Source organism: Arthrobacter sp. 754 (assembly GCF_040548695.1).
Lineage (GTDB): Bacteria > Actinomycetota > Actinomycetes > Actinomycetales > Micrococcaceae > Arthrobacter.
In genome coordinates, this window is the sequence record NZ_JBEPSC010000002.1 from 301,293 (window position 1) to 323,953 (window position 22,661).

Sequence of the window (22,661 nt, forward strand, 5' to 3'; positions counted from 1 at the left end):
CGAACCGTTGACCGCGAAATTACGAAGCATTCTGCAGTGTTTGGACCACTCCGTGCATCGCGTCATGCACGCTGACTCGGGAAGGGCCGGGACCATCAGGGATGCGTCCCGACATTCCACCTCAGTTCCGTCGCCTCGACCGGATGTCCGCCTCGTTGGATGGCCAGGAGAATTTGGGCAGCGGCTTCCGTTCGCGGTACCCCTTCCTTGAGCCAATTGTTGTTTTCGGAGCTGGGAGCCGACCAACCGTTGGCGGAGAGCCAATGCGTGCTCACGCGCCACTCGTGAGAAGGAATACCCAGATTGGAGACGATTTCGCACATAACTCCGTTGCTGCCAGGCGTCGCCCGGGCATAGGGCGCGGCGGTGTGACTGTACTGGATGTGCAAAAAGGAACCCGATGGCAGTGCGTCGATTGCTTCGCCAACGAGGTCCTCGACTACCCGCCATTCTTCAAATTCCCTAGCTTCCCATTCATTGAGCTCCTCCAGCGTTCCCCAGCCGGAGTCGTAGTCAATGTACGTGGGCTCGCCGGTTGCCTTCGTCGTTTCCTCCTGCTGGTCCGACGGGAGAATCATCTCAATGGCCGCTTCCCAATTTCCGTAGTGTCGCAGCATCTCGATGGCCGACGGCCGGTCGGTGCCCATGGCAGAGTCGGCCACGACCCAGCGATCGTAGGTCCCAATGTCCATCTGAAAACCGGCGCCAATGCATTCCTCGGTGAAGTCGTCGAGGGCGTGGAAAAAGTCTTCCGGGCTAAGACGGGCTTCGCCGGAAGGGAGCGACATGCCCACTGCCGTAAGGGCATCTTCCCAGAACCCCCGGCCGAAGCGGCCGCGCAGGTTAGGTGCAGGCACCGGCCATGGAGCGGCTTGGTCTCGCGTGATCATGCCCAGTTCATGAGTGATTCTCCGGGCGGTGTCCTCATAATCCTGATAAGAGAGGGTCGTGATCCTCCCCGTTCGGATAGCGCGCGCGGTGGCCTCTATGACCGCCAGAATGTCCGCAGTGTGCCGGTACGGGACCTCCGGGCGCAACAGGACCCTGAGTTCGGCCACGGCATCCAGCGACATCTTTCCGAGGGCAAGCTGGTAGTCGGGTTCGATCCCGTGATGCTTCCCCGCCACGTAGAGAAGGCTCAGCTTGTCCCCGGCGCGGCGAGGTTCAACGGGTAAAGGCCCGCTGGGTATGCCCAACAATTCGATCGCCATCTCGGTGTCGATTTGGGTGCCGAGCGCAGTCAGGATCGTCGGGATGTCAGTCCGGGCTATACCTGAGGCAGACAACCGATCGACCAATTCTTCTTGGGCCTTGAGCGCGACGGCGGCGGCCACGCTTCGCCGTCGGACGGACCGGCAGCGAGCCAGTTCGTCCGACGCGTCGACGATGCTTGCCAACGTTCTGCACACGTCGGAGATGTCCGGGCCATGGATACTGGCCATGGCCCGCAGCGGCTCACCGTTCCGGTAGGCCGCCTTCATCCCAGCCTCGGTTTCATCGGGCATGCCCAAGAGGGCAGCCCAGAATTCAGCGTCGGGCCCATCATCGGCTTCCCCCAACGCCTGCACCTACTCTTGCACCGAACGGACTGCATCGGCCCAGGTGCCGTAGATGTTCCGGACCGAAGCTCCGGATGGCCTTTCGCGACCTGTAGCAATCTCCTGCTTGACCCAAGTGTCGTACCCGGAATAGGTGGCCTTCGTTTCGGCGGCCGAAGCAAAAAAGCAGAAGTCGCGCACGGCGTGTTCGTAGTCTTCGTGCGTGAATTTCAGCAGTCCCTTTGGGCGTCCCTGTGTTGTGGTCCCGATTCCCATAGCTTCCAATGCCTCGTTCCAGCCACCGAAGCGCTTCATCACGGTTTGCCGGGTGGGCGGCCAAGGGAAGGCTCCTTGCCTGGACACCAGACCTAGCGCCCCAACCAGCTCTTCGCGGAGATCCTGGTACCGTGCGCCGGTGATACTTGCCGTTGGATTTTCCGTGACGAGCTTCTGGGCGGCACCGATGACGCCCAAGATGGTGGCCACATCGCCAGGAGACGCATCGGCGGATTCCAGGGCTGCACGCAGCTCGTTCATGAGGGACAGATCCAGGTTGACCGCTGCCCACTCGCGGTCTGGTGACAGATTCCGGTCCGAGCCCGGCAGGAACCAGATGCCGGCGGCCAAGGCCTCCTTGGAGAAGATGTCATCGATCTGCGCTTTCGAGAAGAGAATCGCCGACTCCTTCAATGCATCCTCGGCCAAGTCGACGTCGATCGTCGGGAAGAGTGCTTGAAGCTTCAGCACGGCATCGGGCCGAGTCACGCCGCGCTTGGCCATCTGGCGGGCAAGGTCACCGTAGACACCCATAAAGGCATCATGGCTTGCCTTCAGGGCCGCCTCCCTGGCTGCAATCCGGTTGCTGCGGGATTCCTCGGCGTTCGTGCCGCCGACCTTTGCGATGATCTGTCGGACGCGCTCGCGTGTAAGGCCGAAGCTCTGGCCGATGGCGTCGAGCGTTTCGCCGTCCGAATAGCGCTCAACCATTGCAGCGTCGCGCTGTTCCCGGCTGAGTTCAGGGGTTGTTGTCATGGTCATATTCCTATCAGCAGGCCCGGACATTTGTTGGCAACCGGTGGCGTGGCTCCAATGGCTTCGCCAGACTCGGTCAAGCCGCCAGGCCCAGATGTCCCTGTTCGACTATGCCGGCGGCCATCCGCCACGTTTCGTCTGCTGGAAGGTCGGCCTCCTTGTGTCGGCGGGCCATGACCGCGAGCCGGTCAGCAAAGTTGTTTAGCCGGTGATCCGAGTGGCCTTTGACCCAGCGGAACTGAACATTGGCAAAGGTAACCAGCGTCCGGATCCGCTCTACTTCCTCCAGGCACGCCAACGTTGACTGTCCGCGGTGGAGGCCGCCCGCGTTGAGCATGTTGACGGCGGTGAGGTTATCGGATGAAACGGTGACGGCGCAGCTTCCGTCCAGGACGCCGGTGTGGGCGTTCTTACCAGCGTTGAGGGCGAGGCGGATTGCCCGCAGTTCGCTCTCCAAAATGCTTCCGCCGCTCACCGCTTTCAGGCCTGCGCGAAGCGGCAGGCCCCTTCCGAAATCCAGCACCCAGCCGTGCCCAGCCCAAGCGGTGCGGTGTCCCACCGATGCATCGGTGGCGATCTCCAAACTGCTGAACAGTGCAGCAAGCACCTCGGCTACAGCCCTATCAGTGGCCACGACGCCGGCCGCCGGCGGATACGAAAAGTCCACCGGCAGCCCCAGTCCCAGCAACCGTTCGCCCACAGCATCCAGTACGGAATAGACGGGTTGGTTCCGCCCCGGAGCCAGCTCTGAGACGGCTTGGACGGCAGCGGCGTAGGCCTTTCCCCAGCTCGGACCGGCTTCGGCCTCGGGCATCCAGCCGGATCGAACTCCAAGGACGGTCGCTTCGGCCGTTCTTGCGACGGCCCATATGACGAGGCCCCGCCGCGGCACGATGAGGACCGTCAGTCCGGAACGCTTTGCGACGGCTTCTGCGGCGGATATGGCTCGGCGAAGCGGCGGGGCGGGAAGCGGCATTGTGGTCCTCCTTGCAGCGGATGATCGGTTACTGGGAAGGTTACAAACGACCACTGACATTTATGGCGCCCGCTGATCTGCCAGCACCCTCATGAACAGCTCATTCGGCCGCGCCCCGGGCAAAACCCGCCGCACATCCTCCAACGCCTCCATCGGAGACACCCCGGCAACCGCCGCCCCATAGAGCGCAGCCACAGTAGGTGTGCGGGACTCCGCCCGGACGCAGTGAAGCAGCACGGTCTTTCCTTCCGCCCGGTAGCGTTCGACGGCGGCCGCCGCCTCCTGCAGCGTAAAGGCGGCGTGTGCGTTGTCGCCGTCAACAGCGGAGTCGATGACCCAGAACGAGGCATGGTCTTCCGGGGCCACGCCAGGAACATCCAGCGTCCCCAGCCGGCACAGCGACACCACCGCGTCGATCCCCAGTTCCGTAACCCGCGCAAGCGAGCCGACTCCGCCCAGCCACACGCCGTCGTCGTGCGGGTGCTGGACCAGCACATCGGTGCGGCTCCACATGCTGTACTCGTGGCTGTCAGCCCGCGGCCAGGAGGCCGGCCGGCGGCCCTCGCCACGGCCCAGCTCCATGCCCAGGACCATCAGGTCGCGGGCCCGCATCCCGGGCCAGCCGTGAAGGCGCTGCCGCCACTCGAACGGCACCGCGGTGTAGCAGTAGGCAGCACCCAGCAGGCCGCCGGCGATCGCAGCAACCGTATCGGTGTCCCGCCCACCACGCACGGCTTCCTCCAGCGCGGCCCGCAGGTGCGCCGGGCCGGACGCCGACAGGCCCGCATAGTGGATGGCGCTCCACGCACCCTGGAAGGCCTCCACCACCCAGCCGTTGTTCGTGAAGTCCCGCGGCCGGGACCGCCCGGCCGTCTCGATCCGCGACAGCCACACGGCAGCCCGCTCCGAAGGCAGCAGCGGCAACCCTGCCCGGACGTCGAGCCGTCCGGTCAGCACCGCGCTTCGAATGGCCACGCACCACAGGCCGCAGGCTTCCTGCGCATCAGGATCGGCATGGGTCAGCGCGCTCATCACCCCGGCGGCTGCCATCAGTTCGGCAGGCTCACGGTTCAGGTACGCCAGGGCAAGCGGGGCCGTGCGCATCAGCGAACCGTTGCCGGCGCTGCGGCCGGTGCGGGCGTGGAAGTCGGCGGAGGCGGCGGTGAAGTCTGCAGCGTGGACCTTGCTCCGCCCGTCAGTGGAAGCCAACCGGCGGGCAGCCCCGATGACGGAGCTGGTCTGAGCGCCGACGTCCTTCGCCTCCGACGCCCACGCAGTCCAGGCACGGACAACCATGGTGAGCGCCGCGGGCGAGGATGATCCGGCGCCGGAGGCGGACTCCAGCAGCGCCTGGGCGATCGGGATGGCCATGGATGTGTCGTCGGTCCACTCGGCCGGCGCGAACCCGAACGGTCCGCCGCCTTTCATGGTGACTTCGGTGCCGTCCGGCAGCGGTGCGCCGAACTCGTAGCCGGCTCCGAGGGCGTCGCCCGCGGCCAGGGCGACGAGGACGCCGGCCGCGCGGTCATTCTGCAGGGGGTTCAGTTTCATGCCATCTCCATCAGGGGGTGTTGGGTGTTCCAGCCGGTCAGGTGGGCCAGCTGGGGGCGGCGCTGGGGGAGTTCGACGGCGATGCCGGCGGCGGTGACCGCTCCGATGGCGCGTGCGAGATTGCGGCTCCGGATGGAACCGTGGTTGCGGACCTCGACGGCCGCCGGGCCGCCGTCGAACGTTCCGAAGTCCATCGCCTGGACGTGGGCTGCGAAGTCGCGGGCGCGCTGGCCGGGCATCGGCCCGGATGCCAGCACCTGGGGTGAGAGGAGCTCAAGGTCCAGCAGTGCGGCCTCGACCAGCTGGCGGTAGTGGCGGAGGAACAGCGTGCTGGTGCCGAAGACCTCCAGGAGCAGCGGCTGCCGGCCGAGGCCGATCACCACACCGCGCTGGCCTTCCAGCGGCTTCGGTGCGTCCGAGGCGTCGAAGCGGTTCCTTTCCTCCTTGTCGTCCTTGAACCAGTCCATGTGCTGGACCAGGGAGCTGGTGGCGGAGGCGCCCTGGGCGCTGTCGAAGCGGCTGACCCGCTCCCAGATGCGGCCCTGCCGGTTGCGGCCGCGCTCGCCGTGAAGGTCGGTGGCCAGCTCGGACCACACGTTCAGCGGGGCACGGCGGGCCTGCCTCCGGTGGCTGGTCTCGCGCGCTTCCCAGCGGCCGGCTTCGACGCAGAAGGTGTCAATGTCGCGGGTTTCGCCGGGACCGAGGACGACGTCGCGGGCACAGGTCCGGTGCTGCTGCCCGCCTTCGAGCAGCTCGCCTTCCAGCAGAAGTGCGGGGTGCGGGCCGTTGTTGGTGACGGTGAGGCGGGCCACCTGGGCGCCGGCGGCGAGTTCGGTGACGGCGACATCGGCGTGGGTGCCGGTGCTGATGCCGAGGCTGCCGGAGCCTGAGGTCCAGACGGGAAAGATGCTGAGGGGGCCGAGCCTGCTGCCGGCGCCGACGTGGAGTTGTGGGACTTTCATGGTGACCTCCGGTTGATTTAATGCATTTCTGCGCTAATTGATACCAGTATGCATGGCTTGCATATTTAGCGCAAGACTGCGATAAATGAGAGGTGAAGGTTTCGAAGAACAGTCCTGGCGCGTCCCTGCTCGACTACCCGCGGCCGTCGGTGGCGGTGGATACTGCGGTGCTGACCGTTGCGGACGGGAGCGTGTGCGTGCTGCTGGTGCGCCGGGCGGAGGACCATCAGCACGGAAAGTGGGCCCTCCCGGGCACGTTCCTGCGCGAACACGAGACTCTGGCGGACGCGGTGCTGCGGTGCCTGCGCGAGAAGGCGGGGATCTCCGGGCGGGTGCCGCGCCAGCTGCAGGTGTTCGACGAACCTGGGCGCGATGACCGCGGCTGGGTGCTGTCGGTGGCGCACGTGGACGTGGTGCCGCTGGCGGCGTTGGCGGAGGCGCTGAAGTCCGACGGCGTCCGGCTGGCTTCGGTGACCGTGGAGCCGGAGCTGATCGCCGGGCTGCCGTATGGGCATGCGGATATTGTGACCAAGGCGGTGGAGTGGCTCCGGGCTGCCTATGCAGAGGCGCCGGATCCTGGGGCGCTGCTGGACGAGCCATTCACGCTCAAAGATCTACGCGAGCTGCATGAGACGGTGGCGGGCGAAACGCTCATGCGCGACACGTTCCGGCGGTACATGGAGCCGCAGCTGAAGGGGACCGGGCAGATGTCCGACGGGACGAGGGGGAGGCCGTCGCGGTTGTGGGTGCGGGGTTGGGAATAACTGTTGCCCCGCGAGGCGTTCGTGCCGGGTCGGTCCTCTGCATAAAGAATGGTCTCAACGACGAGGTGACTAAGGCAGTCGCCGTCACGAAGGGAGTGCAATGATCCACGCAGAACGCGGGACTCTTGGGTATCGGCAAATCAACGCCCTGTCGTGGCGGGTGGCGAGCGAGTTGAGTCGACGGGACCCGGGTCTCTTCATCGGGCTGACGGGTGACGGGGGATCCGCGGCCCACGCTGACGCCTTGATGATGACCAGCGCCAGTGGCCTTGAGTACCAGGCACGTCGTTGTGGCCTGGGCTTCACTGCCGGATCCACTGGGGACTTCCAGATCCCATGGGACAGGGCTTTGGCCATGCCCAGCGCCAGAGCGATTGCGATAGCCCTGGAAGAATTCCAAGGCATCCATCGTCCAAACAAGTCGCCGGCGACAACGCCCCGTGCGCTGGGATACCGCGTGATGGCTTCGATGCTCGAGCTCACGGTGGGAGACCGGGCGGACTGGGCAACGGGCGAATACATTGGCGGACCGTTGGACTCTGCGTCATTGGCTTCGCGCGACCGTCTCCAGCCATGGGAAGACACACGCTGGGCGCTGATCCGGGACGGTGAACCCGTTGCACGCATGGACAATTTTGGCTGGCTGGAAATCCAGGAACGCACGATTGATCTTCATTCGCGGTACCGTGCACTCGACGGGCGGATTTACCCGCTAATTCTGGAAGTTCTCGGCGACATCTTGCCGAAGTAGAGAACTCCTAAAGCCGTTCCGTTTCTAATCCAAGGAAGTATTTTGAAACTAAGTACTGTCGAAGGCGGCCTGGAACTAATGCCTGTGCCGGCCATTCAGCGCCGAGTGGTGATGTTCGTGATCAGCAAGACCTACCGGGAAGATAAGTCCCAGGCACGGCTCTACGACGCGACTCGCGGTAACTGGCGTATCAGCGAGGGAAGTCGGAACCGAGCGGAAATTGCCCTTGGAATTGCCGACGGTGTGGTTCGCGCCGCCTACGAGATTGACAGGTGGGGCAGAGCCGACGACGGGGCGGCGCCGTGGGAGGCCGCGGGATCGTCGAACCGTTGGTACTTCGAAGGCCGCGAGACCGACGAGACGCGGTCGTGGCTAAACGCATCCGTTCGGCACTTGGCGCCGGGGAAAGGGGCTGCCAACCCTGTCCGCCTATTCTTGGAGGGTGTGCCCGGCCCGGCTGACGAAAGTGCCCAAGACATCTCGGGTCTCCTGCAAACCGAGGCCCTTGGCAGAATCATGTTCGGCAACAGTGAGCTCTTTCACAGCAACCTCTTGGCATGGATTTTCGAGACTTTTCCGGGGCAGGCGGACGAAGTGTTCGGATCGTTGGTCGCTGGCGGGGCTGCGGGCTCGGGAGACAGACGTGTAGAGCGCGAGCGGGAGAACCTCGACCTGGTCATGCATTGGCCGGACCGGGGATCCTTGGTGATCGAGAACAAGGTCTTTTCCGTCCCGCACCGCGATCAACTCAATAATTACGCCGGCAAGATGTCGAAATGGAATTTGAAAGTTGGCGGCGCTTTCCTGCTGAGCCCGACCAGACACTCCTTTTTGGAGCGCGGATACTCCACAGGCCTTCGATTCAAAGACGGCTCCCCGATTGTCTGGCATCACTTTAGCTTCGAGACGTTAGCCGAATCTTTGGAGTTGGCATTCGACGGAACCCCAGATTCGTACGAGGTTGAGACGGTGCGTCGCTACTGCACTGTGCTCCGCGCTTTGTCAGCGCTGATGGCGCATGCATTGATTTCAAGCACCGAGGAGGAGGCTTTCCCTGACGCCTTATCCCTAGCTCAGGCACAACCCAAGCAGGCCGTGACAGGACTGATGAAAGCGCGCGCCGCCCACGTTGCCGGTGTGCTTAGCGAAAAAGTGGCAGATCGGGGAATCGACCCATCCGGGGTTGAGAGCGGCATGAGCCATTCGCTTCCCCAAATTTCCTGGTTCACGCGGACCATGGCAGGTGACCAGGAAATCGTCGCGGGATGGCAGTATCAAGAGGGAGTTCTGCGCCTTGCCCTCGTACTCGACCATCTCAATGGCAAAGGACAACCGGCGAAATCGAAACGGGCAGAGTTCGCACGAGCACACCCGGAATTCTTCTCGTTTGAGCATCTCGACGAGATCCTCGGGACGACCGGCGTGGCCATATCGTCCAGTTCCAAGTCAGAAGGCCCGTTCGGCCACTTCGATCCCGACTTTATCTACCGGTATAAGAAGATCGCGGGCCTGACGGTTCAGCAGCTGATTGACCTAACGGTTGCCCAGGACCGACATCTCGAACGACTTTCGAACGCCGTCTATGTGAATGAAGTGAGCTGATGGTTCGTCGAATGGGAGGCGGATTGCGTCGGGACGGATAGATCCAGGAAGTGGGGGCGTTGATCTACGCGGAACATCGAACGCTGCAGTACAGGCAAATCAATTCCGGTCTTGGCTGGTGGCCGTACGTACGGCTTCCGCTCGAACGAAGGGCGGACGCCCTAGACACTCACGAAGCGCTTTCCTCGTTGTTGGAGCCGGAATGACCCAGCCGCTCGAGTGTCTCATCGAGCAAGGCCCATACTTCTTCAGTTCCGGGCGGTCGCGGCTGCACGGCCAGTTTAAGCAGTTGGGCGCGCAACTGCGTCTCAGCGTGATTCATGCCGGCGTCATAGGCAGGTGCCAGCAAATACGAGTGATTGTCGGTGGCGTAAGCGGCCAACATGTCCAGGAAGATTTCGAGCTCTCGTCCGGATGTCGCTAGCGCAAGCCTTGATTGATCGGCGTTCCCGTGTTCGGCGCTGGACTCCGCAGGCATCGAAAGGATATCCAGCTTTCCTTTCCAGACCATGGACTGAAGTGGTTCATGGAAGAGGGACAGCACCGTCCCCATGTGGTGGCCCTCGGACAGTCCCTTCGGTAGAGCTCGCCTTACATCGTGGACGATCTCGTGGAAGTGGTCGTCTGCCAGGCCGAAACCCACGAAGAGTAGATGGTGTGTCAGCAAATGTGCTTTAACCAAGGCGGACAGGGCTTCGCGGTTGCTGTTGTAACCAAGGTAGTCGTCACGCGTCAAAACAATTGACGCAGGCTGGCTTACAGATCCGTGCAGTTTCAAAAGCCAGCTGTTGCCGACTGCAGGAATGTTCTCTGGCAGGACGGTTCGCGGCCTTTGGGCATCGTGGCACGCCAACTCGAAAAGTCGGTCATAGTTCAGCGTGATTGCTCCCGAAGAGGGGACGGCGGCCAGCAACGCGGGGGCGAGGCCATACCTCTGAAGGTCTACGGCCCTCGCCACGGCTTCGCCAAAGGCTGCCCGGGAACCGTGCTGGTCAATGTAGAGCTGCTCCAGCACACCGGCTTGGTCGAGTACTGCCAGCTTCTCGAAGGCAGCAGCTGCGCCCTCCTCTAACTCGACGCCTGCGCGCAAAGCGGTAAGCAATTCTCTCCAGCTCGGCGCTCCGGCGCTGACGCTGACCCCTGCGCCAAGAAAAGGCACCAAATGGCCCGATCGCGCGAGCTCGCCGAGCTCTTGCGCTTTGGCATGCAATCCGTCACCAAGCGAAGGCCAGCACGCCGAGCCGCCCGCGTCCCGGCGAAGCTTCTGGGCCAGAGAGAAGGCTGCCTTGTCGCGGAGCACAATCACCAAGTCGACGGCGAACTCAGAAGCTAGATTGGCGCAGACGTCCAGCAGCCCGCGCAGCATGGCCCCGAGGTGGTTTCCTGCGCCGCCGCCGGCCGTCCCGAAGAACGGAACGGCCAGCAATCTGTAAGGCCGCAGGGCCGGACTGGAAGCGGCACTGGTGGCGGCACGCACGAATGCCTCCAGTCGAAGCGCAACAGTAGTGGAATCCCAAGTGCCGTCCAGCGGAACCGCAGTCAGAACGGGGAGTGGATCCGCCAGTTCCCAGGGCGCCACAGGCTCCGCGAGAACTGTCCCTGCTCGGAAATCTTTCGAAGCCGATGCCGCAGCGATTCCTCGGAGGTCGGGGTTCGCCCTCAGCCAATGCTGTTCGATTCGGACGGTGGAGTCCGTCGGAAGCAGCCAGGCATCGCATTTGAGGTTGAGCATGTCTGCCATAGCGACGAATACGTGGGGCCGGGTCATGAAAGTGCCCTCAGAATTCGGACGCGGTTCCACCCAAACGCAGCAGCACCATTGCCGTCGGGCGCTGGGATGCGGATCAAGGGCGGCTTGCCCATGGCAGGAATTACCAGATCCCGCAGAGAGTCGTTATACGCTCTCTGGCGCTGTCTGCCGCCGGGGCCGAAGCCGGAGGCTGCCTTATTGAGGCGGTACGCATCCGCTGTTCGACAGTACTTTTTGCATAAGTTCACGTACTCGTCAGAGTCGAAACCCAGGCTGGCGTCCGCTGGATAGCGGGCGAAGGTCCGCATTCGGTAGCTCGTGAAATGCTGAACCTCATCGATTTCGATCATCGTCCCAGTGGGTGGGTGGATGAAGTCACCGGGCAGGGCGGTTGTCCGCTTAGCTGATTGAGCTTCATGGTCGCCGCCAAGATCGTGGAAAATATCATCCAGGGGACCAAATGCCGCTGCCGCCTCATGGGGCAAGCCGAAATGCCCCCGCTGATTCAGCCAGGGCTGTTTGTATCTGATCAGCTGGATTCCTTCATGGGCAGCTGCTTCCAAGAACGCGTTTTCACAATCTCCGACGGGCATTCCCACATCCTAGGGCCGCTTGCCGACAAAATATCGCTTGACCGGTCCGGGCGCATAGCGGTTTGAGGCTCTGAGGCAACGGCAACCTCGCTGTTGTTGACACCGGAATACATCCGCGGGGGCCCGACTAGACAAGACTCAGCGGCAGGCAAGATTTCTGAGGATGCGCGAGCGTTCTTTCTAGCCCATCGACTTTTCGACGATGCGGATGTCCACTTCTGATGGGTCGTCATCGAGATAGAGTCGCCCAGCCCTGTGAAGTTCCAGCCCAGCGTCGAGGTACGGGCGCATAGTATTCCGGGGGATGCCTGCCTCGCGTTCCATCAGACGGCGGTTGATCTCTCCATTTCGAAGTCTTGACGGGTCCAGCGCCATTCGAGTCCAAACACGTGCGAGCTTCACGATCGCTTTCTTCCGAAGTAACTTTGGGGACGTGGATGGGTCTGGGCTGTCCCAACCGGTGCCGTCATCAACTGCATGCGGTCCGAAACTGACCATCGCCAGGAGACCGTCCACGGTTTCGGGCATGTGCCGACTGTAAGCGTCAGTTGCGTCCTTCTCACTTGTTGCGGTCTGGGACGCCCGGAGGAGTTTCAACTCCTCTGATGCTGAGTCAAGGCGCCGAGCCAACTCTTCGAGAAGCTCTTCGTTGGAAAAGTCTGCAACTCGGACGTCGCGGCTTTGCACTTCATGATCGTTTCCGTCTGTTTTCCGATTCATTCGGTCACAATATCGAGAACGGGCGTAAACAAGAATTCTGAATATTTGATGGGCCGAACACTGCCAATGAGTTGGTTCCTGTCCCTCCCGCCAAATAGCCTGGCGTAGTGACTAATTCCATTGGGGGAGTGGCGGCCGAGCAGCTGCCCGAGGGCTTGTACGAACTTCTCAACACGGAAGCACTCGGCAAAATGCTCAACAGCGAGGCAGAACTGCGGCCAGTCTTCGCAGAGATTGAAGACGAAGACTCCCCTGATATCCTCTCCCGCCACGTGGCCGACGCCGTCCGGCGAGTACTAGCCGCAGCCAAGCCCAACGAACGCGTAGCTCTCGCGAACAAGCTCCTCCACGAACTGAACACCCGAGACCGAATCGCAGCTGGCCCCACCCAACTGCAATCCCTTCACCGCCCGGACGCGCTCAAGCGCCGACACCTCCGCCGACCCACCACCAGGCTCAGTGACTCAGCGCTGCTGACCAACAGCAAGGACGAGCCCAATCTCGCCGCGGAGCTCCGGGCCGAGATCGAGTCCGCCGACACAGTGGACCTGCTCTGCGCCTTCGTCCGCTGGACGGGCCTCCGCCTGCTGGAGCCGGCCCTCGAGCAGCTCAAGGAGCGCGGAGCCCGGCTGCGAGTTCTCACCACTACGTACATGGGCGCCACGGAACGCCGCGCCATCGACGAGCTCGTCAACCGCTACGGGGCTGAGGTGAAGATCAATTACGAAACCCAGGCCACTCGCCTTCACGCAAAAGCCTGGCTGTTCCGCCGCAACTCCGGCTTTGATACCGCGTACGTCGGGAGCTCCAACCTCAGCCAGGCCGCCCTCCTCGATGGCCTGGAATGGAACGTCAGGCTCAGTTCTGTCGGCACCCCCACGCTGCTGCAAAAGTTCCAGGTCACGTTCGACAGCTACTGGGAGCAGCGCGCCTTCCAAAGCTATGATCCGGAACGGGACGGCGAGAAACTGGATGCTGCCCTGGAGCGCAACGGCGGCCGGCGCACCGCAGCGCCGGACGCAGCCACGGGGCTCGAAGTCCAGCCGTACCTCCACCAGGAGGAAATGCTTGAAGAGCTGGAAGCCGAGCGGCTCAAAGGCTTCAACCACAACCTCCTGGTCGCCGCCACGGGCACCGGCAAAACAGTCATCGCGGCCCTGGACTACAAGCGACTCTGCGAAGCGGCTGGCCGCGATCTGAAGCTGCTCTTCGTTGCCCACCGGCAGGAAATCCTGAAGCAGGCCATGCGCACCTACCGGGATGTCATGCAGGACGGCGCCTTCGGCGAACTCTACGTGGGGGACCACAAGCCGAAAGAGTGGAAGCATATCTTCGCATCCGTCCAGTCGCTGTCATCGCTCGGCATCGAACAGCTGGAGCCGGACTTCTTCGACGTCGTCGTCATCGACGAATTCCACCACGCCATGGCACCCACGTACCGGCGCCTCCTGGACCACCTCCAGCCGCAGCAACTTCTCGGCCTCACGGCGACCCCGGAACGCGGTGACGGCGTCGACGTCGCCAAGCAGTTCTTCGATGGCCGCACCGCCAGCGAACTAAGGCTGTGGGACGCCTTGGACGCTGACCTGCTGGTACCGTTCCACTACTTCGGAGTGTCCGACGACGTTGACCTGCGCCAGCTGGAATGGAAGCGCGGCAACTACGACGCCGCCCAGCTCAGCAACCTCTACACCGGCAACGACGCCCGCGCCGCCAAGGTGATCCGCGAACTCCGCGACAAGGTCACCAGCACCGACCAGATGCGGGCCATCGGCTTCTGCGTATCTGTCCAGCACGCCCACTACATGGCCGAGGTGTTCAACCGCGCCGGCATAGCGTCCGTTGCCGTCGACGGCAGCACCAACGACGCAGACCGGGCAGCCGCGCTGGAACGCCTCCGCCGGCGGGAGATCAACTGCATCTTCGCCGTCGACCTCTTCAATGAAGGGCTCGACCTGCCTCAGGTGGACACCATCCTGCTGCTGCGGCCCACGCAGAGTGCCACGATCTTCCTCCAACAGCTGGGGCGGGGGCTGCGCCGTGCCGAGGGCAAGGCGGTGCTGACGGTCATGGACTTCATAGGCCAGCAACGGCGCGAGTTCCGCTTTGATCTGCGCTACCGGGCACTGACCGGATACGGGCGCAAGGAGTTGGAGAAAGCCGTCGAGGACGAGTTCCCCTACCTGCCGTCGGGTTCCCAGATTGTGCTGGACCGTGTGGCGCAGAAAGTGGTTCTGGACAACATTAGGGCCCAACTGCGGTTCAACCGGGCGCAGTTGGTCCGGGACATCGCATCGTACGCGGAGACCGAGCTGGAGGCCTACCTCGAGCAGTCCGGGAACGATGTGAAGGCGATCTACCGGTCGACTAAGGATTCGTGGACGGGCTACCTTCGGCAAGCCGGGCTCGTTGAAGGGTTATCTCCCTTGGAGACCTTGCTCCGAGGGAACATAGCGGAGCTTACGGACGCCGAGGAGAAGAAGCTGCTGGGCCGGATGGCGGCTCTCATCCATGTGGACGATCGGGAACGTGCCGAGGCGTACTCGATGCTGGTCAGCCCCGACGCGCCCCGCTACGCGGAGCTTGGAATGCGTGAACAAACGTTCGCCCGCATGTTGTTCTACACGCTGTGGGACGACGGCGGCGGTTTCCAGACGTACGACGCCGGACTTGACTACTTGCGCGGCTACCAGTTTGTGTGCAGCGAGATCCGCCAGATTGTGAGGTTGGGAGTCGCTGCCTCCAAGCATGCTGCCAAAGGTCTCGGTGCCGGGCTGCAGCATGTTCCGCTACTTTCGCATGCGACGTATCGCCGTGAAGAGGTCCTGGCGGCCCTCCAGTACGGCTCGCTGGAGCTCGGCAAGAACGTGCAGCACCGGGAGGGTGTGGCCTGGTGCCCGGCGACGTCCACCGATGCGTTCTTCGTCACGCTCAACAAGGATGACAAGAAGCACTCGGTGACGACTATGTACAAGGACTATGCCATCAGCCCGGAGCTGTTCCACTGGGAGTCGCAGAATGCGACGTCGCCACGGAGCCCGACGGGCCGCCGGTACCTGGACCGGGCATCGCACGGCTCCAAGGTTCTCATCTTTACAAGGGACACTGCAGACGACGAGACCGGGCTGACCGTTCCCTACACGTGCCTTGGGCAGGTGGACTACGTGCAGCATGCGGGTGAGAAGCCGATCGCGATCACGTGGAAACTGCACCGGCCGATGCCGGCGGACGTTTACGCGACAGCGGCGGCGGTTGCCCAATAAATGTGGTGCCGAACTGTGCATCTGTGAGCGGAAGCATAGCTGCGACGAGCCTGGGAAGCTACATCAGACGTTTGGCTTCATGTCGTTTCTTTGTTTCCTGGCCAGCGGCCGAATCTGGTCAATACTAGCAACTTCCACCCAACTGCGAGGGCCTTTCGCTGGCGATCCAGCCATTTCTAATAGGTTAAGGACATCGGCACTTGTAATTCGGAATCTTGATGCAACTTCATGGACACGCAGTCGTTCAGGTGTCAGGTGGTTGAGTTCTCCGATAATTCGTTCCAAATGAGTGGGATTGGCGCGCCTCGTTCGCACGACGCTGAAAGACATCCACCCTCCTGATTCCACCGATGAGCGTTCGAGATGAAGCATTCCCCGGCCATGCGAGGTGGTCAGCTCTGTGCCTTCGAAAATTCCAAGAATGACATCGGGCTGCCCCTGGGAAACCGGCCACCCTGACGTTGATTCCCGGTAGTTGCGGCTCGAAAAGACGTTAACTACTTCAACCCCTGTCATGGGGATGTTATTGAGAGTCAGGGCTTGCGGCGCATTCCAAGATTTGAATAAAGGAGAAACATTCAGCTGTGTAACGACGAGACTCCGCTCGGCTAAATCGAAGACAAGGGACGGTATCTCGTCAATTTCGAAGTAGGTGCCCGCCTTCCGCTGCCGCTCAGCGGCCCAGCGCGCCGATGACGAGGTCGTGAAGGTTGCAGCGTTTGTCCTGTACAAATTGGTCGTTGTGCTGTGCCATGCGTTGTGCCGGGCAGTCAGTATGTGTACCGCTGACCTGCGGACACAGGTTACGTGGTCGGCAAGCAGATGCAGGTCTTCAAGGAGCGAAACGGGCTTTATGAGCATGTTCTACCGCTTATGAAACGCGATTTGGCTGCCGATGTGGCACCGTGCAACCCATTCGATACTCGCCCAAGCACAACTTCGACTTGCAGTGCTGATCCCGGATGTGCTCCGGAATTCCAAAATACGAATACATCTTCTGGCACGGCAGATCCCCCAATATTCCGACGCTGGAAAGTAATACCAAATTTTGCACATCGCGCGACAAAATGGATCCGATTGATCACCACTGTCGTTCACCCGTTGTGCCATTGGACACGCACCGTCGTCCCGAACGGCAAGTAGGATTCTTTTCATCAACGCTTGAGAGGAAACCGCGTGCTGAGCTATAGGACTTTGCTGACGATCAATCCACAAACTGGAGATGACGTCGTCGAGGGCGTCGTGCAGAAGACCGTGGACTGGCTGCGCGGTAAGAATCTCGATGTAGACGCTCTCCGGGCGAATAGCGAAGTGGCCGTCTCAGAAAGTGCGCGAGTCAAGTGGCTTGCTCCCGATACAGCAGACTTGGCGGGGACTCAGCGCCTGATTCTCACGGAAGAGACTCCTGGTGGCGATTGGGTCTCCACACTTACGGTGCGGCAACCCGTCAACGGACGTCCATGGTTCTGGATGGACGTCGAAGGACCAGAATGGGCTGGAGCACCCAGGCTCGTGAGCCAGCTGATCGATGAGTATTCGTGTTCAGATCGCGGCGTCAGGCTCACGAAGCGTCCTGTAATAGTTCGCCCCCAGCAGGTCGACGAGCTTATCCGATTGCTTGGCCGTGGAGGACGTCGAACACTATCCTTCATCGCCGGGAGTAGCGCCGGGCTGCCGATGAGAGAGTGGAAGGACTTCGTCGGGGAATTACTGAAACAGACCGTCGGTCAAGCGTCCGGCTACGTGCTGGACCCTGTTGCCACGACTCTATTCAATCAGCGTGTGGGGGATGCCTTCGGCGTGCGCCCGGGCATGCTCAGGACATATCTTCCGGAGCTCGACGTCCTCGACCCGCAGGACGCGGCGCGCCACAGATTCCTGACCTCCGAATCAATCGCGACACAAAATGTCGGGCGACTTCGCAAGACACTTAGTTACAAAGCGAGAGAGATCACTCAGGCAGCCCTGCTGGATGACAACGTTCGCCTATTGGACCGACGTTTCGATGAAGCTGAGCTCCGTATGGCGCCCATACTCTCGCCTGTAGAAGAGCCCGCACTCCCCGCGCTAGAGCGTCTGATGCCGATGTCTCCAGAAGGAGTAAAGACAGGCACAGTGACCGGCGACGCCGAGCCGACTACGCCGGAAACGAAAGAGGCCGACAGCCGCTCCCACTCCGAAATTGATCGGCCTGGTGAGCATCAGGTACCTAAAGAGACTGTCAGTGACGAGGCCGACGTTTATCTCGCCCTCCGGGCGCTGGTCGAGGAGTTCACGGGTAGCGGGCCATCGGCGGCTTCCGTCGAAGCAATCAGGCAGCTTTTGGCGGCTGAGCGCGCGGCCGAAAGGTTGAACTCCCGGCTACTGGCAAGGGTTGACCAGGACGCGGCGGATCTTGACGCCGCTGTAGTGGAACAAGACAGGCTCCGTCACCTGATTGAAGATCTCGAGCTAGATGCAGGGGAAACCTGGGAGCTTTTCGAGGCCCAAACCGCGGTCGCCCGAGGAGCACAAGACGCCGAGTTGAAGTTGCGGGCGATGCTTGCCAGGTCTGGCGGCGACGTGGACTGGTCCGAACTTGATGAATCCAGACCGGCCGAATTGGCTGTGCCAGAGAACTTCAACAGCCTTGTCGAATCGTTCGTGGATCTCCCATTTGTGTTGTACACGGGGGACAAAGACACGACCGCTGGCCTAGATGATCACGATGCTGTTGGCCGGTGGTGCGGGATGACTTGGAGCATCTTGACGGCTCTGAATGACTATGCGCGGTTCAAAGCTGAGGGCGTGGCTGTAGGAAGCGTGCACACATATCTGGAGTCGCCACCGCCCGGCGGGCGCACCTATCCTCCGGGGCGTCACGCCCGTGATGAAAGCGAAACGGTGAAGAACAATCCTGGGTTTTCCGTCCCGCGAACGCTCCCCGTGCCATTCGAAGTTGATCCGCGCGGACAGGCTTTCATGGGCGCCCATTTCCGTATTGCAAAACATGGAATGGTGTCCCCCCGCTTGCATTACATCGACGCTACAGCCATTGCTGGAAGAATTGTGGTGGGGTACATCGGGCCGCACCTGCCGAATGGTCAGACAAACTAGACGTCTGGGGTAGCCTCTTCAATCTTGTCCCAGAGGACGTCGACAACGCGCTGCTGAACGCTGGGGCTCACCTCCCGCAGGACGTCGAAGAAGTCGGATGCGATACCCTGCGCCATTCGTTCCAGCATGGGCTTAAGACCGCTGCTGGACCCGGCGGGTGTCACGTCCGTCTCAGCATCTGATTCCCGGGCCTGAGAGTCATTGTCCTGAGGGACACTACTGCCCTCGTCAGACCCCCCATCGGAGTCGTCTTGATCCTCCGATTCGGGAGATACTTCCCCCGGCCAGTGATCCTCGTTCACATTCGTTGTGCCGTCGTCGAAGGTGTCAGGGAATTGAATTTCGGGGCCTTCGTCATCGACATCCTTGTCGTCGGCCTTTTCGACGACTGCCGACTCTTGAGGCACGGTGTTTGAGATGAATTCTCCAAGCATCGCCGGAATCCGGTCGGATCGAAGCACCACGTCGAGGTGATGGACGGTCCGCGTCAGGGCGATGTACAGAAGCTTGGCTCCTTGGGCCATATGGAGAATGGCTTTCGGTTCAACGACCACGACGGCATCGAATTCCAGCCCTTTTGCCTCCTCTGGAGATATCAAGTTGATACCCTGCGAAAGACCACCAGTGGCCGACTCGCTGAATTTCATGCCGGCGGCCTTGAAGGCACCCTGAACTGAGTTCATTTGGGTTGGAGGGACGACAACACCTACGAACAGTCCACGTGAACTATGTGCCATTACTGCCCGAACGACAGAGTCCATCATTTCGATTTCCTCGGCGACGTGCCATTGAGGTTCCTCCTCAATTGGGCGAGGGAATGCCTTAGGGGGAGCCAAACCGGGGGCCGCCGTTTCAAGGACTTTGGCAGCGACAGCTAGGGCAGGGGCGGGAACTCGATACCCGACGGTAAGTTCAGTTTCCGTGTAATTGTCTTCGTCGCCTAGTGTTGTAAGAACCTGATTCCAGTCCTTCCGTGCGTATGCCGATGTTGCCTGCGCAATGTCACCGACGACAGTCATGGAGCCATTCTGGCTACGGCGTCGAACAGCGCGGAGCTGCAGGTAGGAGAGGTCCTGCGCTTCATCGACAACGATGTGACCGTACTTAAGGGGCGTACCGTTGATAGAGTCGGTTGCGCAATCAATAACGCCGAGGTCAGCCATCGTCCAAGCCTCTTCGCCCGTCTTCGCCGCAGGTCGGCGGTACAAGAGCTCTGCCTCGGCTGCGGTTGCACCCGCATGGACGAGCCTCTCCTTTGATCCATATAGGTCCCTCACAAACTGCTGAGGCGACAGCCGGGGTAAAACCCTGTCGACTTGCTCCTCAAATGACTCTTGATCGATTAGCGCGAGGGGATCGAGGCGCCCAGCGAAATTCTTTGACAACAAAACTGCTTGGAGGGCAGTTTTCAACTGGGCTCGACGTCGGTTGTGCTTGCTAGAGGACAGGCGCTCCAATGCGTCCTTAATCTCGAAACTTGTGATTTGAAGTGTTCGGATTGTGGAGTCACTACGCCTCACAGAGAGTCCATTGACTGGGATGCGCTCACGATCTTTAAGCCCTTTGTGCACAATGGACTCCATTTTGGCCGAGCCCTTTTTGCGAGCGATCTCATTGCTCTCTTGACCGCGCGGGGCCAGATTGCCAGCCAGCAACTGCGCGAGTGACTGCTGCACTACATCGACATCGCCTAAGGTGGGCAATACGCGTTTTATGTACTTCGTAAAGGTCGGATTTGGTCCCACAACTAATACGTCCTTGGGCTGGAGCTCCTCCGCGAAATTGAACAAGATCCACGAAACGCGGTGAAGGGCTACCGCCGTTTTGCCGGTACCTGGACCGCCCTGGATAACGAGCAGCTGCTCTCTGGGCGCGCGAATGATCCTATTCTGATCGGCCGTGATGGTGCGAACAATGTCAGCCATGAACTCACCACGGTCGCGCCCAAGATCCTCAAGAAGGGGATCCAGACCGACGAACGTCTCGGCTTTGAACTCATCAGAGAGCTCTTGGAAGATTTGGTCCGTGAACGTATCGATCCGGTTGTACGTGGTAGCGAACACGCGCTTCCGGGAGACGCCGTGAGGGTCTTCAGGTGTCGCCGCGTAAAAGGAACTGCCGATTTCTGACTGCCAGGGGCAGACCAGGAGCTCATAATCATGGTCGCGGATGGCAATGCTACCGAGATAAATGGTCTCGCCGTTGTCTAGATCCATGCGAGCAGTGGCAACCGCTTCTGTCGGCTCAAGTCGTTTCCGATTCTGCAGCGCCGCGCGCTGTGCTGATCGCTCGTGGGTGTTTCCACTGACGACGGCTTTGGCCGCATCTTCGAGATGTTTGTCGTAAACCAGCTTCGTATCGTCGAAAAAGCCCTGCTCGACGGCCTTCTCGGCCTCAAACGCTTCCCGGTCGGTGTCCTGCAATTGCGCCGTCATGCTTCCCCCTGTGCCTTATCGAACAAATTAAAGCAGAGCAGTCCGACATTCCCGGACCAGTCCGTGGCATTCAGTCGGCGTTGTAGGTTGACTACGGCTCGTGAAGGCGACTCCTTGCATCGGCGGCCTCCCGAACTACTAGCCAAGAAGCCTTCGTCCTATAAGATCGGGCCTATGCCGCAAACATCCGAGTCGCATTCCAGTTCTAATGGCTGAGCCGTGGTCTTCAGTGGACGACGTAGCCGAGCACCTCGGCGTTAGCAAGGACACTGTGTACGCCTGGCTCGCAAAGCGGGAAATGCCGGCTCATCGCGTCGGCAGGCTGTGGAAGTTCAAGATCAGCGACGTTGATACGTGGGTTATTGCCGGCGGGGCGGCCGAAGGTGGACCGTCGGATTGAGCGACGAGACACGTTACAAGCTGTCCTTCACCACTGGCGGACTCCTGGCGAACGAGTGCCGAGTCCTCGCTGCGGAGTATCTGCGCCTCGGTGACTGGCGGGAGGCCAGAGCCTCGGTGAGAGCCAACAACCTCATCCAGAAGCGCACCGCGTCCGCCGTCGCGCGCATTAGCCGCGAGGCGATGGACCGTGTCCGCATGCTGACTGACGCCGAGCTGGAGATCGTGGTCGGCGGCAACGCCCCCGAGCGCCAACAGCTCGTTTGGCTGGCTATCTGCCTCCAGTACCCCTTCGTCGCTGACTTCGCCGAAGAGGAAGTCAGAGAGAAATACCTATCCATGAGCAACGAGCTGGGCCCCGCTGCTCTGGATACATTCTTCGTGAAGAAGTCGTTCTGGCACGGTGAGTTGGAGGACCTCAAGCCCAGCACGAAGAACAAGCTTCGGCAGAATTTGTTCAGGATGCTCCGGGAAGCGCAAATAGTGTCAGAGGCAGGCCATATCCTTCCTCAAGTGATAGGAGAACGGGTGGCCGAAGCCTTACGCCGACGCGGTCCGGGGTCTTTCCTGGTTTTCCCCATCACGGATTTCGAAATTGAAAGTTTGATGCATGCATAAGAAGGTCTCAGATATGCCCCTCGCTAAGCGCGAAGAGCACCTCCTCAAGGCGCTCACGAGCCGGCGTTTCCTTGACAACAAGGTGCCCGGGAACGAAGTTCCCTTCTTTATCTGTCCCTTCGCGCCAGCTGAGGCTCTCGCGATGGAGAAGGTTCAGAAGCGACTTCAGAGCCGTCTCAGAGTCGACGGCATCGAAGTCCTGGAGATCAATCTCTACGACCTTACAGTCGAGATCCTCCAAGAACGGGAGCTGTGGGACAGTGTTCTGGAGGCGGAACCCCAGCACTCCAAGGACGAGTTTCGAGAGTTGTTCCAGCAGATCTTCGATCCAGCGCACGAGCTCGCTCCGCGCGTAAGGGAGAAACTCAAAGCGCCGCACGACATCTTCTTCCTCACCGGGATTGGCGAAGTCTTTCCTTACATCCGGTCGCACACGGTGCTCAACAATCTGTTGAGCATCTCGAAAGACAAGCCAATGCTGATGTTCTTTCCAGGGGAGTACCGCCAGTCAGCTTCGCAGGGGTCCTCGCTGGTGCTCTTTGGGCAGCTCACGGATGACCAGTACTACCGCGCGTTCAACATCTTCGATTACCACGTTAATTAGGGGGAAC

The 22,661-nt window shown here is 61.2% G+C and carries 18 protein-coding genes; 8 read left to right on the top strand and 10 right to left on the bottom strand.

Annotated features, from left to right (window positions below; all coding sequences use genetic code 11):
• Positions 1–95: 95 nt before the first annotated feature.
• The 5 genes from ABIA70_RS06950 to ABIA70_RS06970 form a co-directional block, all read right to left on the bottom strand.
• Positions 96–1,505: a TY-Chap domain-containing protein gene (locus ABIA70_RS06950; RefSeq protein WP_354146860.1), complete on the bottom strand. Its 1,410-nt coding sequence runs from the start codon at positions 1,503–1,505 to the stop codon at positions 96–98.
• 63 nt (positions 1,506–1,568) lie between these two features.
• The gene (locus ABIA70_RS06955; RefSeq protein WP_354146861.1) at positions 1,569–2,570 is read right to left on the bottom strand and encodes a sigma factor-like helix-turn-helix DNA-binding protein; all 1,002 of its coding nucleotides are present in this window, start codon (positions 2,568–2,570) and stop codon (positions 1,569–1,571) included.
• A gap of 76 nt (positions 2,571–2,646) precedes the next feature.
• A complete protein-coding gene (locus tag ABIA70_RS06960; RefSeq protein ID WP_354146862.1) occupies positions 2,647–3,546 on the bottom strand; it encodes a ribonuclease HI in 900 nt (299 codons plus the stop codon).
• Positions 3,547–3,606: 60 nt separating this feature from the next.
• Positions 3,607–5,097, bottom strand: a complete 1,491-nt coding sequence (locus ABIA70_RS06965) for an ADP-ribosylglycohydrolase family protein (RefSeq protein ID WP_354146863.1) — start codon at positions 5,095–5,097, stop codon at positions 3,607–3,609.
• The gene (locus tag ABIA70_RS06970) at positions 5,094–6,059 is read right to left on the bottom strand and encodes an ARPP-1 family domain-containing protein (RefSeq protein ID WP_354146864.1); all 966 of its coding nucleotides are present in this window, start codon (positions 6,057–6,059) and stop codon (positions 5,094–5,096) included. The genes ABIA70_RS06965 and ABIA70_RS06970 overlap by 4 nt, the downstream gene beginning before the upstream one ends.
• A gap of 92 nt (positions 6,060–6,151) precedes the next feature.
• On the opposite strand from ABIA70_RS06970, the gene ABIA70_RS06975 reads away from it, so the two are divergent.
• From ABIA70_RS06975 to ABIA70_RS06985, 3 genes are all read left to right on the top strand, one after another.
• On the top strand, positions 6,152–6,823 hold the full coding sequence (locus ABIA70_RS06975; RefSeq protein ID WP_354146865.1) for an NUDIX hydrolase: 672 nt from the start codon (positions 6,152–6,154) through the stop codon (positions 6,821–6,823).
• A 100-nt stretch (positions 6,824–6,923) separates the two neighbouring features.
• Positions 6,924–7,574, top strand: coding sequence for a TY-Chap2 family putative peptide chaperone (locus ABIA70_RS06980; protein WP_354146866.1), 651 nt, complete (start codon positions 6,924–6,926; stop codon positions 7,572–7,574).
• A gap of 42 nt (positions 7,575–7,616) precedes the next feature.
• Entirely contained in the window at positions 7,617–9,176 is a 1,560-nt protein-coding gene (locus ABIA70_RS06985) for a PD-(D/E)XK nuclease family protein (protein ID WP_354146867.1), read from the top strand.
• Positions 9,177–9,345: 169 nt separating this feature from the next.
• Here the strand turns inward: ABIA70_RS06985 and ABIA70_RS06990 are convergent, their stop codons facing one another.
• The 3 genes from ABIA70_RS06990 to ABIA70_RS07000 all read right to left on the bottom strand — a co-directional run bounded on the left by ABIA70_RS06990 (position 9,346) and on the right by ABIA70_RS07000 (position 12,239).
• Positions 9,346–10,917: an SIR2 family NAD-dependent protein deacylase gene (locus ABIA70_RS06990; protein WP_354146868.1), complete on the bottom strand. Its 1,572-nt coding sequence runs from the start codon at positions 10,915–10,917 to the stop codon at positions 9,346–9,348.
• A gap of 23 nt (positions 10,918–10,940) precedes the next feature.
• Positions 10,941–11,519, bottom strand: a complete 579-nt coding sequence (locus ABIA70_RS06995) for a DUF7255 family protein (protein WP_354146869.1) — start codon at positions 11,517–11,519, stop codon at positions 10,941–10,943.
• 180 nt (positions 11,520–11,699) lie between these two features.
• Positions 11,700–12,239 carry a hypothetical protein gene (locus ABIA70_RS07000; protein WP_354146870.1) on the bottom strand — a complete coding sequence of 180 codons (540 nt, stop codon included), beginning with the start codon at positions 12,237–12,239 and terminating at the stop codon, positions 11,700–11,702.
• 191 nt (positions 12,240–12,430) lie between these two features.
• Between ABIA70_RS07000 and ABIA70_RS07005 the strand changes: the two genes are divergently transcribed.
• Positions 12,431–15,502, top strand: coding sequence for a DEAD/DEAH box helicase (locus ABIA70_RS07005; RefSeq protein WP_502917189.1), 3,072 nt, complete (start codon positions 12,431–12,433; stop codon positions 15,500–15,502).
• 63 nt (positions 15,503–15,565) lie between these two features.
• Here ABIA70_RS07005 and ABIA70_RS07010 read toward each other — a convergent pair whose 3' ends face one another.
• Positions 15,566–16,363 carry a hypothetical protein gene (locus ABIA70_RS07010; RefSeq protein WP_354146871.1) on the bottom strand — a complete coding sequence of 266 codons (798 nt, stop codon included), beginning with the start codon at positions 16,361–16,363 and terminating at the stop codon, positions 15,566–15,568.
• A gap of 315 nt (positions 16,364–16,678) precedes the next feature.
• On the opposite strand from ABIA70_RS07010, the gene ABIA70_RS07015 reads away from it, so the two are divergent.
• Positions 16,679–18,598, top strand: coding sequence for a hypothetical protein (locus tag ABIA70_RS07015; protein WP_354146872.1), 1,920 nt, complete (start codon positions 16,679–16,681; stop codon positions 18,596–18,598).
• Here ABIA70_RS07015 and ABIA70_RS07020 read toward each other — a convergent pair.
• The gene (locus ABIA70_RS07020) at positions 18,595–21,033 is read right to left on the bottom strand and encodes a HelD family protein (protein WP_354146873.1); all 2,439 of its coding nucleotides are present in this window, start codon (positions 21,031–21,033) and stop codon (positions 18,595–18,597) included. The genes ABIA70_RS07015 and ABIA70_RS07020 overlap by 4 nt on opposite strands.
• A gap of 208 nt (positions 21,034–21,241) precedes the next feature.
• Between ABIA70_RS07020 and ABIA70_RS07025 the strand changes: the two genes are divergently transcribed.
• The 3 genes from ABIA70_RS07025 to ABIA70_RS07035 are packed head-to-tail and all read left to right on the top strand — an operon-like array spanning position 21,242 to position 22,654.
• A complete protein-coding gene (locus ABIA70_RS07025) occupies positions 21,242–21,433 on the top strand; it encodes a helix-turn-helix domain-containing protein (protein ID WP_354146874.1) in 192 nt (63 codons plus the stop codon).
• Entirely contained in the window at positions 21,430–22,050 is a 621-nt protein-coding gene (locus ABIA70_RS07030) for a DUF1819 family protein (RefSeq protein WP_354146875.1), read from the top strand. Before ABIA70_RS07025 ends, ABIA70_RS07030 begins: the two co-directional genes overlap by 4 nt.
• A complete protein-coding gene (locus ABIA70_RS07035; protein ID WP_354146876.1) occupies positions 22,043–22,654 on the top strand; it encodes a DUF1788 domain-containing protein in 612 nt (203 codons plus the stop codon). The genes ABIA70_RS07030 and ABIA70_RS07035 overlap by 8 nt, the downstream gene beginning before the upstream one ends.
• Positions 22,655–22,661 lie beyond the last annotated feature (7 nt).